The organism is Bacillus sp. FSL K6-0268, assembly GCF_038005425.1.
In the GTDB taxonomy this organism is placed as follows: Bacteria; Bacillota; Bacilli; order Bacillales; family Bacillaceae_G; genus Bacillus_A; species Bacillus_A thuringiensis_S.
In genome coordinates, this window is sequence record NZ_JBBOTF010000001.1 from 5,874,771 (window position 1) to 5,889,925 (window position 15,155).

Consider the following 15,155-nt stretch of genomic DNA (forward strand, 5'->3'; position numbering starts at 1 on the left):
GTGCTATTTTTGCTAAAAATGCTACTGCTGTAGTTCCATATGGGAGTTGTAAAGGTCTTTCCGCTATTCGTAGTTTTAATGAAGTAGTAGTGGTTTTAACTCGACTTCAAATAATTCGCTTTCAATTTCATTAAGTGCATACATTGATACAGGGTGTGGAGAGGTATTAGATAAGACTTGTGATGAAAGAAGTGCTCCTGATGAGGAGTAAAATGTAACAAACACTTGTGAAAATGGAGGGACCATAATGATTACACGGTCAGTTTTTTGTAACGTATTAACCAACTCCAAAATAATATAGTTTTATAAAAATCAAAAAAAAAAAATAGATAAATATAAAGATATTATTATGGGTACTTTTCCGATAGTGAATTAAGAAAATTAATAAACTCTTTATTTTATTGTAAATAATTTAAGAGCACACAAATATGCGCGCTCTTAGAATAGAAAGGTAGTTTTCTATGAGTAGGGAGTCCTCATATAATAAAATATGCTTGTCCAATTTAAATGTGAGAAGTTTTTTATAAAAATGCTATTTGGTAAGTCTATGTGAAAAATCACCTTGTACAGGAACTCTTTGCAAAGTATTTTGTCTGCAGTCATGATTATTAAAGTTGATGAGAGCTGTTATTCGACTAATAAAACCACATCTCAAATTGTTGACTATATGTCTAACAACTAGGATGCGGTTCAATTAATAAAAATTGTCCGAGCAAAATATAAGGTGAAAAGTATAAGATACTTTTGTTATAAAGAGTATTTATAGATGAATGTTATTGTTTTTTATTTCTGAAAGATTTGGGGTTCTAAATTACGAGTTGTTGGAGTCCCTCTAATATAAAATTTCAGTAGAAATATTGAACTACTAATATGAATGTAGAAGATTTAATAAAGACGGTAATGTTTTTTTAGTCATGTAATCTTTTCAATTGATGATCTTTTCCCCATTCACATAGTTCATCCATAATTTGCATTAAAGATTTCCCATATTCGCTTATTGTGTACTCAACCTTTGGTGGAACTTCTTGATATACAGTACGATGGATAATTCCATCAGCTTCAAGTTGCCGAAGTTGTTGAGTCAGAACTTTTTGCGTAATGTTTGGAATTTCTCGTCGGATTTCATTTGTTCGCATTTTTCCATCTATTAAGACACATAAAATATGAACTTTCCATTTTCCGCCGATTACATCGAGTGTCGTTGCAATTGGGCAGTCATCATTTTGATTCATATAACACCTCCACAGGTACTTTAAGGTTCCTATAGCACTTTAAAGTACGTACTTTTCAATTATATGTGACTCATTCATACTAATACGTAAAGGGTTGAATAATTTATAAAGGGGATGAAAAATGATGAAAACACTTGTAATTGTAGCACATCCTGATATTGAAAAATCAAAAATTAATAAAAGATGGATTGAAGAACTTGAGAAATATTCGGATGAAATTACGGTGCATGAATTGTATAAAGTGGCACCGAATTGGGAGTTTAATGTGGAAGAGGAACAAAAGCTGTTAGTAGAACATGACCGATATATATTTCAATTTCCTCTCTACTGGTACAGCTCACCACCTTTATTGAAAAAATGGTTCGATGATGTATTAACATATGGGTTTGCATACGGATCACAAGGAGATAAAGTGAAGGGAAAAGAATTTGGTGTAGCTATTTCTATAGGTGGATTAGAAAAAGACTATGAAAATAGTGGGATTACAATGGATGAGTTGACGAAACCATTCCAAGCTACATGCTTATATACAGGTATGGAATTTATACCTTCCTTTTATTTATATGGTGCAGAATATAAACTAAGTGATGAAGAGATTGATAAAAGTGCACCTGAATATGTGCAATATGTGATGAACAAGAAGTATTCTAATATATAATGAAAAATAGCCATTTACTTGTGAAGTAAATGGCTATTTTATATTCTTCTTATATTCACTAAGTGTAATCTTTAGTAAATTAATAGTTAATCTGGTAAAATAAAAAACCTAACATATATAAAGGGGAGTTTTACTTGAGAACGATGCAAAAATTATTACAAAAAAGAGCAATGCAATCACCAAATTTGGAAGCGCTTGTAGGCGGAGAGAAAAGGTATTCGTTTCAGCAGTATAATGAACGAGTAAATCAGCTTGCACATTATTTGTTACATAATGGTGTGCAAAGAGGAGACCGTATAGGAATACTATGCAAAAATAATCACCCGTTTCCAAGCGTTATGATGGCAAGTTTAAAAATTGGAGCGGTATGTATTCCGCTAAATCATCAGCTTACTGCTTATGAATTAGAAACGATTGTAAAAGAAGCGAAATTAAAAGTATTAGTTATTGATGAAGAATTTAGTGAAGTATTATTAAAGATTGATGCTGTTAAAGAAATCCCTTATGTAATTCAAACGACAAAAGAAGGCTTTGGTTCATTTGAATTAGAGTTGCAAAAACAGCCAACGTCAGAACCGAACGTAGAAGTTCATGAAGAAGACGATGCCATTTACTTATTTACTTCAGGAACGACTGGACAGGCGAAAGCATGTGTAATTGGACATAAAAACTTGCATCATTATTTTGCTGAAATTGCGGGCCAAAGAGAAATCCCAGCAGGTGAACGTTTTTTATCCGTGCATCCATTGTTCCATATGAGTGGCGTGCTTTCTATTTTAAATTGTATTTATCATGGCGTTACGATGATTTTCTTAGCTGATTCGAATCCTGCTATTATTTGGGATAAGATTGAAGAAGAGAAAATTACTACGATGCTTGCGTTCCCAGCTGTTTATAGTTACATGCTTGATGAATTAAATAAAAAAGAACGTAATATTTCAACCTTTAAAGTAGCACAAAGCGGTGGTACAAAAGTGCCAGAAACACTCATTCAAAAATATATGGAAAAAGGAATATATATGGTGCAAGGCTATGGTAGTACAGAAGGTTGGGTTGTAACCTCATGGCATCCAATGATGGGAAAAGAAAAGATGTCTTCAGTAGGAAAAACCTTGAAAAATGTAGAGGTGAAAATTGTTCATCCGGAAACAGGACATGAACTAACAACAAATGAAGTTGGAGAGATTCATGTGAAAAGTCCATACATGTTTAAAGGGTATTGGAATAATGAAAAGGCGACAAAGAAGGTAGTAAAAGATAACTGGTTTAACATGGGTGATGCTGGCATGATAGATGACGATGGATTCCTGCATATTATGGGAAGATATAAAGACGTTATTATACGCGGTGGTGACAATGTATATCCAGATCAAGTAGAAGATGTTATTCATGAAATACATGGTGTTTTAGAAGTTGCAGTAGTTGGAGTTCCAGATGACTTTTGGGGAGAAGTTCCAAGAGCTTACATTGTGAAGGATGGCGAAACAACATTAACAGAAGAAAGTATTACTCAGTATTGTAAGGAGAAATTAGCCAGTTACAAAATACCAGAAGTGGTATTCATAGAAGAATTACCGAAAAATGCTTTAGGAAAAGTGTTGAAGAGGGAATTACGAGATGTAGTTCTTATGAAATAGAAAATTATGAAACGATGGAGAACCCAGTTATGTATAAAGCATGACTGGGTTTTTATGTATCAAAAACATAATAATTTACTAGATTTTGTATTTCGTGTAAGATAATAAAGAATATTCAATTAATAATTCGAGGGATGAAATTAAATGAAGCTACCGTTATTAGAAGTAGAGACGGATAGACTCATTATCCGTCCATTTCAAAAAGATGATTACGAAAGTTGGTTAGATGGATTTAATAAGAGACTGCCATCGCAGTATAAATATGACGATGGCTATCAAGTTCTGGTATCATCAACAAAAGCATGGTTCACGGAATGGATAAGAGGTTTTGATGAAGCAGCACATAGAGATGAGATGTATGTATTAGGCATTTTTCGTAAAGAAGACGGAGCTAATATTGGAAAGTTAGAGCTGATAAAAATTTTACGAATGGATTACCAATGGGCGATGATGGGGTATTCCATACATAATCAATACTGGAAAAATGGATATGGCATAGAAAGCGTGAAAGCTGCGTTATCGTTATTTTATAATAGTCTTCATTTTCATAGAATTGAATTACATATACATGTTGATAATGAGCCATCTGTTCGTCTTGCGGAACGATCAGGTTTTTCTTTTGAATGCGAGAGAGAGGCGTTTTCTTTAGAGAATGGTAAGTGGATGGATTTTCTTATTTATTATAAAAATAAAGAAATGAACAAATAAGGAGAAAAGAAAATGAAGACTATAAACGTATTTCATTACGACGCATTTACGAATAAACCAAATAAGGGAAATCCAGCAGGTATTGTATTAGAAGCAGATGGATTAACGGAAGAGAAAATGCAAATTATTGCTGAAAAAGTTGGATATAACGAAACAACTTTTGTTCTTTCTTCAGAAGTAGGAGATATAAGAATGCGTTATTTTACACCTGGTTTTGAAATGGATTTATGTGGTCATGGGACAGTAGGGACGATATATGCTTTGCGCGAAAAAGGTTTATTAGAAGAGAAAAGTAACCTTACGATTGAAACGAAGGCTGGGATTTTACCGATACAAATAGGTGTAAATAAAAATGGAGAAACCTTTATTAAAATGAGACAGGCAGCACCTCAGTTTAAAGAATTTACAGGTTCAAAAGAAAAATTAGCTCATAGTATTGGTTTAGAAATAAATGATTTAGATGTAAGTTTACCGATTGTATATGGAAGTACTGGTAATTGGACTGTAATTGTACCGATTAAAAATCTTAATGCATGCGAGAGAATGAAACCTAATAATGCTGCATTTCCATCAGTATTAAAAGAAATACCTAATGCTTCTATTCACCCAATTTGTCTAGAAACTTATGATGAACTAGCACAAATGCACGGCCGTCATTTTTCATCAGCTTACGCTGGGACGATTGAAGATCCAGTGACAGGAACAGCTTCAGGTGTAATGGGAGCGTATTATGCGGAGTATTTAGAGAAAGATTTTGAACATGAAATGGATTTAATCGTTGAGCAAGGACAGGAAATAAATAAAGATGGTCGTGTAACTGTTTATGTAACGAAAGAGATAGAAAACGAGAAGTTACAAATAGATATTGCTGGAACAGCGGTGTATGTGAAAGAGTTTGAAGTTTCAATATAAAGTGAAACTTTAATCAGTGGGGGTTTTACTGCCCGGTGAATAGCAAGATAAAAAAGAAAGCCCGGAATACATCCGGACTTTCATTATCTGTTCAATACTTCAATGTACGAAGCATTTCCGGTTGTTCTTAAAGCGGAGCGGAAATTATTATTTTCTAACGCCACAGCAACTTGTTGTAACTGCTGTGCATCATCATGATGGATAAGTAAGCTGTCAGCACCGCTTTCTTCTATATGAATGTGTTCGACATTTCCGATAGCATCATGTACAGCTTTTAAAAATTCAGGTTTCATGGTGTCCTCCTATATGTATGTAACGTTGTTATTTAGTATTTCCTTATTTTTGAAATATAAAAGTAAATGAAAGGAGAAATAAAATGAATATAACGCAGTTTAACGAACAGATAACATCATTATTTGAAGAGCATCTTCACAAATATGGCGATGATGAATATGGTTTTACTCATATAAGTAAAGATGAATTTCACAAAATCGGTTACACAACAAATCTGACATTAGAGACAATTGAAGAAGCGTATAAAAATGGAGTCGATATGATAGTTACACATCATGCGCCGTGGAGTTTTTTATTTGGTATGGAAAAGGCTTGTATTGAGAAATTGAAGCAATATAAAATGAATCATTTTTGGATTCATTTGCCGTTAGATTTTGTAAAGTTTGGCACGTGTACGTCGTTATTTAACGGAATTGGGATAGATACAATACTAGAATATTCCACGTATGAGGAAGAAGAACTACCGGGAATAGGAGAATATAAAGAAGCGATTCCTTTTTCAAACTTAGTTGGAAAACTGGAAGAAAAAATGGAAGAGAAAGTGAAGAGCTGGAGAAATCATGATAAACCAGTAAAACGGATTGCGATTTTAACCGGTGCAGGAAACAATACAAATTTAATTGAACGTGCATTAGAAAAAGGATGTGACACGTACATAACAGGTGAAAAAACATTATATACAGTGCAACATGCGAAATTTAAAGGGATTAATTTAATTGTAGGCAGTCATACTTTTACAGAAGTGTTTGGTGTAGAAAGTTTGGCTCATAAATTACAAGACAGAGACCCGGCAATAGAAATTATTAGAGTATATGAAGAGCATTTAGAGTGATGAAATCACATCACATTACCATAAATGGAATGAACTATATGATGGAATATTGAAGAAAGCCATTGTAATAAAATAAAATTGTTGTTTGCTATATTAGGATGGTTGGCAGGATTCCCCTCACGTTTGTCAAATAATAGTAAAGTTGTCTTTTAAATTAAGGGAATATTCCGAATTAAAGGGTGAGAGAATGGAAATTTCAATAATCACTGCACAACTAATTAAGGAAAAAGTTATTTCACATTATCCAAATAGCGTAAAAGCATTAAACGGGGGAACGACAAGTACTGTATATTTGTTGGATGAACAATACGTTGTAAAGTTGAATGAATCGGATGTCATACGTGAAGAAGCTTATTTTCTTCAGTTTTATAAAAAGGACGAATTATTTCCAAAGCTTTTATATAAGGAACCTTTAAATCGCTATATTGTTTACTCATTCCTTGAGGGCACAACGTCTTGCAAACTAGGCCATAAACGGAGTGTTCTTTGTAAACTTGTAAAGGAAGTTATCAATAAGTATGAAGTGGTTACAGAGGTTGATGGCTGGGGATGGAAAGAAAATCTGCTTCAATCTTGGAGTGAATTTTTAACAACAAATGTGATAGAAGCTCATGAAAATGTAAGACGTTACATAAGTGAAGAAGAGTATAGAACGGTTCTTAATTTAGCAAATAGGGATGCTGGAATAAATCAGCCATTTTTATTGCATGGTGATCTTGGATTTCATAACTTTATATTTAAAGAGAATAAACTGCACGGTGTAATTGATCCTTTACCAGTGTTAGGAGATCCTATATACGATTTAATTTACGCGTTTTGTTCAACTCCGGAAAATTTAACAAAAGAAACAATTAATTATGCGATGAAACAGTGTGTATTTCATAAAAAAGACTGTGATTTATATGAAGAAATAGTCATAGGATTATATTTACGTATAGACACATGTTTAAGACACCACCCGAAAGATTTAGAAGATTATTTAATAGCTTGGCGTTATTGGATGGGTGAAATTAAGCCGGCTTTATAGCACAAATATTTTTGGGGGAGATAGTGAAATGAATGTTGCAGAAGCGAAAAAGGATTTAGCAATAAAAACGAAGAGAGGCTTACCGATTATATTAGCCGGCGTTTTATTTTGGATAGTTATGAGTATAACGGGATTTGTTCTTTCTGAAAAACAAGTGGTGTGGGTATATTTAATCGGTATGGGCTGTGTGTTTCCTTTTGGCTTAATGATAGCTGCTATATTGAAAATTGATATGTTTGCGAAAGGAAATCCGTTAGGGGTTTTGGCAGGCTTAATTGGTGGGATAAATGTATTGAATATTCCACTTGTATTACTTGCCTATTTTCAATTTCCAGAATGGTTACCTTTTGTAGTAGCGATGTTAATAGGTGTTCATTTTATTCCGTACGTATGGATTTATGAAAGTAAAAGTTATGGTTTATTGTCAGTAGGGACTGTATTTGTAACGTCAGTTTGTGGGATTCTTTTTGCAGAAAAAGGATTTATTGTAATTCCATTATCGGTTACAGTTATCTATTTACTTACTTTTATAAGTTTGTTAATTGAAAATAAAAAAGCAGATCATTATCAACAAAAGTCAGCTTAATAAAGAAATAGGGATAGGGGGAATTATTATGGAAAATTTCGTTTGTACAACGTGTGGTGTGCAGTATGCAGCGAGTGTAGAAGAACCGGTGAGTTGTCATATTTGTGATGAAGAGAGGCAATATGTTAACCAAAAAGGACAATCTTGGACGACACTAGAAAGCTTACAAACAGGTGATACATATAAAAATGAAATAATCGAAGAGGAAAATGGACTTTATAGTATTACGACAAAACCAGGATTTGCGATCGGTCAAACTGCATTTCTAGTGAAAACAGAGTCATATCGTTTACTATGGGACTGTATTACGTATTTAGATGAAACGACAATTGAGAAGATAAAAGAGCTTGGTGGATTAGATGCAATTGCATTGTCTCATCCGCATTATTATTCAACGCAGGTAGAATGGGCGGAGACATTTGATGTACCAATTTATATACATGAAGATGATAAAGAGTGGGTAATGCGCCCGAGTAGTCGTATTATTTACTGGTCTGGAGAGTCATTACAATTAGCTGATGGATTAGTCATTCATCGTTTAGGGGGACATTTTAAAGGTGGATCTGTCTTACATTGGGAAGAAGGTAATGATGGAAAAGGGATTTTGTTAACAGGTGATATTATTCAAGTTGTAGCGGATGAAAGGTGGGTAAGCTTCATGTACAGCTATCCAAACTTAATTCCACTACCAGCGAGAAAAGTGGAAGAAATGGTGAATCGAGTGAAGCCGTTACAGTTTAATCGTTTATACAACGCTTTTCATCGAGTAGTAAAAGAAAATGCAAATGAGGCAGTTGAACGTTCTGCTGAAAGATATATAAAAGCAATAGAAGGAAAGTTGTTTCATACGTAAAAGACCTGCGGTAGTATGTCAACTGAAAAATAATATATTTTGAAGTTATCAAAGGACAAATTGCTTAAAAAAGACATCACGAAACTAGACCAGCACCGCATGTAAAATACTGGAATTGATTGAAAGGTAGCGATGACAAGTTTTATGTCACACTTTCACACACCTTTCAGGCGTAAAGAGTTGGTGATTACGTAGTAGCGCATCCACCAATCGCACAAATTTTCTTGCGGTTAGAACGAGTGCACGTTTGTGTTGATGTTTTGGTACTTCATTATACTTTTTTGCGTAATATTCTTGGTATTCCAATACATGCTTTCTTACAGAGTTGGCGGCTTCAACTAAGTAATACCGCAAGTAATGATTCCCATTACGAGATAATGAAGTATTTTCAGCGGTGAACCGGCCAGACTGGTATGTACGCCAATATAACCCGGCATATTTTGCGATTTTGGTTTCATCGTCAAATCTTTCGATTTGGCCAATTTCAGCGATAATACCAGCGGCATATATAGGCCCGATTCCAGGAATGGATTCTAATGTTTGCGTTAATCCAGCCATGATCCGCTTAATAGATTTTTCTAGTTCTTTAATTTGTCTTTGATAGGTACGAATGATTTCGATTGATGTTCCTAAAAGAATATCGATTGAGTCTTCTACCACCTTATCTAAACGGTACGACGTGCGAACAGCCTTTTGAATGGTTGATGCGACACATTTCGGGTCACCAAATCGATTTTTACTCTTTTCCTGTAGGAACTCAGCGAGTTCCTCTAAAGGCATGTCAGCTAGCTCTTCTAGACTGAATTTTTCAAGGAACAATTCCATCATGGCGTTACCAAATATAGAAGAATCGACTTCTTGTGAGAACGTATTACATTTATAACTTAGGTGTTGTAGAAAATGTTGTTTCTCCTTTGTCAACATTCTAACGAGTTGATAACGAGCTCTTGTTAATTGCTGTAATGCCACGTATTGACTTTCTTTCACGATGGACATTTGATTTCGCCCAAATCGTAAATAATCAGCGATGACAAAGGCATCAATTTCGTCAGTCTTATTCATGTCTGAATAACTTTTCTTGAAGTTTGCGACTTGTTTTGGATTTAGAAGAAATACCTTTGTGCCAAATCTTTTTAAGTCTTCGTCATGATGGAGAAACATGGATGGGTGAAAACTGTAAACAGATGTAGATTCTAAGCCGATTTTTAAAGTTTCAACCTCTTGATTGGTTGTGCACTGTAATAATCGTTCTTTAAGTACCTGTGCACCTGGTAAGTCATTACTGACTGAAAAAGAATCTAGCTTTTCTCCTTCACCATTTAAAAAGCAAACTTTCATATCAAACGAACTTACATCTAGACCAACAAATAATCTCACGTAAGAGACCTCCTTTCGATTTAGAATCATTGCTTGGACGTCTCGAGATATCTCTAGTGTGTACGCCGACCAACAACCTCGTGTATAAGAGCTAGTCCTGAATCGAAAGCCGCCCTAGAGCTACTAACATCTAGGTTCGAGGATCAGGCTGCTCAGCCTGCGAGTAGGGAGCCCCGCGCGTTCACTGAGAAACACTCTTTTCGTGTGGTAAATCCACAGGGGAATACAGAATTGTCCCAAATGATCCTAAGACCATTATCTAGAAATATCTTGAGACGTCCAAGTATTTTCTTTATTACTGGACTCTTATTAGAGAGAAAAACTAAGCCTGAGATAGGGCTTAAATATTAATATACGAGGAGAATAGCTTAATGAAAACGTTAGTATGCTTTGGAGATAGTATTACAGCTGATGAAACATTTTTTAATGGAATGCCGAGATTAACACCACGTTTGCAAGAGGTGTTTCCGAACTGGAAAATAGTGAATGCAGGTATTCCAGGTGATAATACATTTGATGCGTTAAATAGAATTGAAGAAGATGTAATATCATATAAACCAGATTTCGTAACAGTTTTTCTTGGTACGAATGATGCAGTCCCTTTTTCTCAAGTGTCATTACAAGCATATAAAGAAAACTTAGAGAAGATTGTGAACCAAATTTCATCAAATAAAGTACTACTGATTAGTCCTGCACCAGTTGATGAAGAAAGACAGCATAACAGAACAAATAGAGTACTTGGTCAGTATGCAGACGTGGTGGAGGAAGTGGCGAGGGAAACAGGAAGTTATTTTCTAAACGTATTCGCTGAAATGATTCAAGAACGGGATTATAAAAGATTTGTAGAAAATGATGAAAAAGATGGATTACACTTTGGACCAGAAGGTTATGAGTATGTAGCGAAGTTAATTGGTGAAAAGTTAAAAGGGATTTTATAAGGAGCAAAGCACTTAGTGTTTTGCTTTTTCTTAAAAGATAAGAAAGTATAAGTTTTTAAGCACGAATTGCTTCCTTGGAAAGCTTGTTATGTAAGGGATTTTGAACAATATTTGGAATTTCCATAATGCGCTAGATTGTGATATTTTTTAGTTATGGAAGCAAATATATTAAAACGTATTTTCTTTGATGAACATAATCATTGGGAACGATTTAAAGATAAATATGGAGCGAGGATCCGTCCAGTTGTTTTGAAAGAAATTGAAAAATTTAGAGGGTGTGGAGACCCTGAAAATGGATTTAAATTGTTTGTATGTGAAGGGTGTCATCATGTTCGAAAAGTTCCTTATCGTTGTAAAGGACGATTTTGTACAACTTGTTCTGTAGGAGAAAGTGAAGAATGGAGTAGACTTCTTTCAGAAGACGTACTTCAGGTGAATCATCGTCATGTTATTTTTACCGTAGATGAAGGACTTCGAGATATTTTTCTTTTGCACCGCCATTTATTAAAGATTTTTATGGATGAGGCCGCCAGGCTGTTGGTGGATTATTTTCAAAAGAAAATTAAGGTAACACCCGGTATTATCGTAGGTCTTCACACCTTCGGCACTAGAATTAATTTTAATCCGCATGTTCATATACTTGTTACAATGGGTGGGATGACAAAGATTGGAGAGTGGAAAGGGTATGATTTTCTTCCGTTTGAGATGCTTCGGAAACAGTGGCAAACCATCGTGTTAAAACTGATTCGAAAAGAGCTCACGGTGGCAGAAAAAAAGCCAATTCAATCGAAACTTCAAAAAGCATTTTCTGATAATGGGAAAGGCTTCTATGTACATGCTCCGAAACAGAAAGGAAACGTAAAAAAACAACTTCGGTATATTGGCCGCTATATTCGTCGACCTGCTATTGGGTTGAACCGGATCGAGGAATATGATGGGCAATCTGTTTCTTTTACATATACGGACAAATTAGATGGGAGGAAAAAAGTAGAAACGATATCTGTAGAAGAGTTTATTTCTCGATTAATTCGTCATATTCCAGATGAGCAATTCAAAATGATTCGTCATTATGGCATGTATGCACGTCGAATTAAAACATTATGTAAAAAACTATTAAATGAATGGCAAAAGAAAGCCAGACGTTGGATAATAAAAGTGAAAAAAACACTACGTCGTCAGACGTGGAGGGAACGAGTTATCGCGAGTGGAAAAAAAGATCCTCTTCTTTGTCCAAAATGTGAATCATTTTATGAATACAAGGGGGAAGTCTGCCTAGAAAGCAGAGAATGGAAAATAAAAGTAGCTTTATGCCAAAATACGCGAAATTATTTAAAGAGGGTGATTGATTATTTCGCCAGTAAGCAAACATCGAAAAAAGAAAAAGAAGAAAAACACAGTTGGACATAAGCGAATTAGCTATGTACAGTATGTTTGTGTAGGCTGTGCTCAAACAGAAAATATTCCCGATTCTGTGGTAAGAAGATTTGATATCATGGATGTAGGAGATTCGATTGTTCCGCCTAGGTTTTCCTGTGAACGATGTGGTGAAGATATGTATCCGCAGGATTACACAGGGATTGATGGGATTATGTACAATTTATCGGATTTTCGCTAGACGAAAAAGGACCGGGTGGTTTTCCCGGTTTTTCTTATTTCTTTCGCAGTCCATAAACTTATTGATTGCTGTAATTTGGACAAACGTTTTGCATTTGTATGTGCGTAAAAGGCTAGTACTGTTTTAAAGTAATATAAATTTATTTTTTAAAATTTATATTTCGTAGTTGAAAATCAATAAAGGTGTAACTATAATAGTTACAATAAGTTCGTTGTTTTGAAATGTACACATTGAATTACAAGAATGAAGGGAGTTTTTATGTAAATCAAAAAGTTATAAAAATCTATTAATTTTTATAATGAGATAAAATGTTTTTTGTTCGTACAAATTATTAAATATGTTATTTCTAATAGAAAACTAGAGGTGGAAAAATGAAAAATTTTAAGGGTATGTTGATATCATCACTTGCAATTACAACTTTTGCTGGGGTAGGTACGACATTTGTAACAAATACAGTACATGCTGCTAATAACGATTCTAGTAAAATACAAGTTCGTTCTAATAAGAGTATAAACACAACAACTGGCTCGAGAGGGCCTGTATTATCAGTCAATCCTTATGATGAACCTAGATTTTCGAGACAGGGATATCTTGAAGAGGCACCTTTAGGAATTAATGCTCCTTATGCTTGGGGAATTAAAGGAGGAAATGGTCAGGGAGCAACTTTTGTAGATTTGGAAGAAGGCTGGTTATTAAATCATGAAGATTTAGTCGGTCAAAATATTGAATTTATGTCTGGAAAAATGAGTAATGATCTTTCTCACGGTACTTCAGTTCTAGGTGTTGTTTCTGCAGCTGACAATGGAATTGGGAACATTGGGATTGCACCAAAAGCAAAGGCAAAAGTAATTTCAGTGATCCGAGATAATGGGAGAATCGATGTAAGAGATGCTATTTTAAGTGCCGTAGATTCTTTACAGGCTGGAGATGTTTTATTAATTGAAGAATCCTTTAAATATGATGGATATGGAGATGACCCTTTACCAGTCGAAGTGTATCCTAGTATATTTAACGCAATTCGCAAAGGGACAGATAAAGGCATTATTATTGTAGAAGCAGCTGGTAATGGTGGGATTGATTTAGATGAATTTAAAGACCGTAATGGTAAACAGATTTTAAATCGAAATAGTCCAGACTTTAAAGATTCAGGATCTATTATAGTTGGAGCATCTACTGCAAGAGTTCCTCATAAACGTTTAGCTTTCTCTAACTATGGTAGTAGAATTGATGTATATGGTTGGGGAGAATATGTTGATACATTAGATACATATCAAAATCAAAATAGTAAAGGACAAAAAATTACAGATCAGAACATAATTAATCGTTATACTCCTAATTTCCGTGGTACTTCTAGCGCTTCGCCTATAATTGCTGGGGCTGCTGTATCGATTCAAGGGATTGCTAAAGAACATTTAGGTAAGGCATATTCACCAAAAGAATTGAGAGCAATTTTAAGTAATCCAAATACAGGCACAAAGTCTAATAACCCATCATCTGATAAAATAGGGGTTTTACCAGATTTAAGGGCGATTTTGTCTAACCTTGGATATAATAGTGATTTGACTACCAATGATCCTATGGTATTTCCAGATAACATAGAAAAAAATGAAGGAAAAGAAAATTCAACTTTCGTATTTCCAGGTGAAGAAACAAAAAGAACAGGTGATAAAAATTCAACTGTAACCTTCCCAGAAGAAGATTTAAAACAAGAGGAAAAAGAAGAGGGATTAATTGTTTTTCCTGATTAATAAAAAAATACTACCTTCCATTTGGAGGTAGTATTTTTTATTTCTTGTCATTAACAAGCAGGCATGAAAGTTGTATTTGTTTATCTTTCATAATGAATTTAACCACAAAGTCGAATATTTGACTGTTAATTAACTTTTTCTTCTCAATCAATTATATTAATTAATCTAGAAATGCTTGCTGCAATACTTTGAGCCCATCGCTGTATATACCATGGAACAGATTAATTGCCTCTTCATCACTAACTTCAACAGGAGTGAACGTACCAGACCACTCTACTAATGATGTGTTACTTTCAGCACCTTTTTTCACCCGGATTGTAGATAAATAATTAGTGACCGGGAACGGTGCATTCATGATTGAATACGTGTAGTAGCGTTCCTTATCATTGAATACTTCTAAGCGTTCTATAATTGTATCACCATCTGGATTAGCTAGATGACGTACACGACCGCCTTCAGTTAATTTACTACTAGGTATATAAGGTAACCAGTCTGGAAGGGAGTTGAAACCTCCGATTAATTGCCATACTTGTTCAGGTGATCCGAAAATTTCCATAGATATAGTAGTATATGCCATGTTCATTACGCTCCTTTTCATCCCGGTATTTACGGGTAAATAATCAGTAGGGGATAAACCGCCCCACTGATTAAAGTTTCACTTTATAGGTCCATAACTTATAGTGAGAATGAATTTTATCGTGGATTTTTTATTTGATATATAATTATAAAGTTAAAACT

The 15,155-nt window shown here is 34.5% G+C and carries 15 protein-coding genes; 11 read left to right on the forward strand and 4 right to left on the reverse strand.

Going from position 1 to position 15,155, the window contains the following annotated elements; all coding sequences use genetic code 11:
• Window positions 1-908: 908 nt before the first annotated feature.
• On the reverse strand, window positions 909-1,232 hold the full coding sequence (locus MHI28_RS30520; RefSeq protein ID WP_001072962.1) for a winged helix-turn-helix transcriptional regulator: 324 nt from the start codon (window positions 1,230-1,232) through the stop codon (window positions 909-911).
• A gap of 124 nt (window positions 1,233-1,356) precedes the next feature.
• Between MHI28_RS30520 and MHI28_RS30525 the strand changes: the two genes are divergently transcribed.
• The 4 genes from MHI28_RS30525 to MHI28_RS30540 all read left to right on the forward strand — a co-directional run bounded on the left by MHI28_RS30525 (window position 1,357) and on the right by MHI28_RS30540 (window position 5,147).
• Complete coding sequence (locus MHI28_RS30525) at window positions 1,357-1,890, forward strand: NAD(P)H-dependent oxidoreductase (RefSeq protein ID WP_002082441.1); 534 nt, start codon at window positions 1,357-1,359, stop codon at window positions 1,888-1,890.
• A gap of 143 nt (window positions 1,891-2,033) precedes the next feature.
• A complete protein-coding gene (locus MHI28_RS30530) occupies window positions 2,034-3,527 on the forward strand; it encodes a class I adenylate-forming enzyme family protein (RefSeq protein ID WP_079997362.1) in 1,494 nt (497 codons plus the stop codon).
• Window positions 3,528-3,671: 144 nt separating this feature from the next.
• Window positions 3,672-4,235: a GNAT family N-acetyltransferase gene (locus MHI28_RS30535; protein ID WP_000775342.1), complete on the forward strand. Its 564-nt coding sequence runs from the start codon at window positions 3,672-3,674 to the stop codon at window positions 4,233-4,235.
• Window positions 4,236-4,247: 12 nt separating this feature from the next.
• The gene (locus MHI28_RS30540; RefSeq protein WP_000849332.1) at window positions 4,248-5,147 is read left to right on the forward strand and encodes a PhzF family phenazine biosynthesis isomerase; all 900 of its coding nucleotides are present in this window, start codon (window positions 4,248-4,250) and stop codon (window positions 5,145-5,147) included.
• An 83-nt stretch (window positions 5,148-5,230) separates the two neighbouring features.
• Here the strand turns inward: MHI28_RS30540 and MHI28_RS30545 are convergent, their stop codons facing one another.
• Window positions 5,231-5,440 (reverse strand): hypothetical protein, encoded by a 210-nt coding sequence (locus tag MHI28_RS30545; RefSeq protein ID WP_000801655.1) that lies wholly within the window; start codon window positions 5,438-5,440, stop codon window positions 5,231-5,233.
• 83 nt (window positions 5,441-5,523) lie between these two features.
• Between MHI28_RS30545 and MHI28_RS30550 the strand changes: the two genes are divergently transcribed.
• From MHI28_RS30550 to MHI28_RS30565, 4 genes are all read left to right on the forward strand, one after another.
• Complete coding sequence (locus tag MHI28_RS30550; RefSeq protein WP_001027991.1) at window positions 5,524-6,273, forward strand: Nif3-like dinuclear metal center hexameric protein; 750 nt, start codon at window positions 5,524-5,526, stop codon at window positions 6,271-6,273.
• Between the two features lie 187 nt (window positions 6,274-6,460).
• Window positions 6,461-7,300 (forward strand): aminoglycoside phosphotransferase family protein, encoded by an 840-nt coding sequence (locus MHI28_RS30555; RefSeq protein ID WP_000406147.1) that lies wholly within the window; start codon window positions 6,461-6,463, stop codon window positions 7,298-7,300.
• 28 nt (window positions 7,301-7,328) lie between these two features.
• The gene (locus MHI28_RS30560; protein ID WP_001099746.1) at window positions 7,329-7,886 is read left to right on the forward strand and encodes a DUF7010 family protein; all 558 of its coding nucleotides are present in this window, start codon (window positions 7,329-7,331) and stop codon (window positions 7,884-7,886) included.
• 28 nt (window positions 7,887-7,914) lie between these two features.
• The gene (locus MHI28_RS30565) at window positions 7,915-8,739 is read left to right on the forward strand and encodes an MBL fold metallo-hydrolase (protein WP_000427247.1); all 825 of its coding nucleotides are present in this window, start codon (window positions 7,915-7,917) and stop codon (window positions 8,737-8,739) included.
• A gap of 147 nt (window positions 8,740-8,886) precedes the next feature.
• On the opposite strand, the gene MHI28_RS30570 is transcribed toward MHI28_RS30565, so the two are convergent.
• Complete coding sequence (locus tag MHI28_RS30570) at window positions 8,887-10,116, reverse strand: IS110 family transposase (RefSeq protein WP_100909797.1); 1,230 nt, start codon at window positions 10,114-10,116, stop codon at window positions 8,887-8,889.
• Between the two features lie 371 nt (window positions 10,117-10,487).
• On the opposite strand from MHI28_RS30570, the gene MHI28_RS30575 reads away from it, so the two are divergent.
• The 3 genes from MHI28_RS30575 to MHI28_RS30585 all read left to right on the forward strand — a co-directional run bounded on the left by MHI28_RS30575 (window position 10,488) and on the right by MHI28_RS30585 (window position 14,417).
• Entirely contained in the window at window positions 10,488-11,054 is a 567-nt protein-coding gene (locus tag MHI28_RS30575) for an SGNH/GDSL hydrolase family protein (RefSeq protein WP_000855216.1), read from the forward strand.
• Window positions 11,055-11,207: 153 nt separating this feature from the next.
• Window positions 11,208-12,461: an IS91 family transposase gene (locus tag MHI28_RS30580; protein ID WP_100910182.1), complete on the forward strand. Its 1,254-nt coding sequence runs from the start codon at window positions 11,208-11,210 to the stop codon at window positions 12,459-12,461.
• A gap of 579 nt (window positions 12,462-13,040) precedes the next feature.
• Window positions 13,041-14,417 carry a S8 family peptidase gene (locus MHI28_RS30585; protein WP_000787690.1) on the forward strand — a complete coding sequence of 459 codons (1,377 nt, stop codon included), beginning with the start codon at window positions 13,041-13,043 and terminating at the stop codon, window positions 14,415-14,417.
• 160 nt (window positions 14,418-14,577) lie between these two features.
• On the opposite strand, the gene MHI28_RS30590 is transcribed toward MHI28_RS30585, so the two are convergent.
• The gene (locus tag MHI28_RS30590) at window positions 14,578-14,994 is read right to left on the reverse strand and encodes an SRPBCC family protein (RefSeq protein WP_340828435.1); all 417 of its coding nucleotides are present in this window, start codon (window positions 14,992-14,994) and stop codon (window positions 14,578-14,580) included.
• Between the last annotated feature and the right edge of the window lie 161 nt (window positions 14,995-15,155).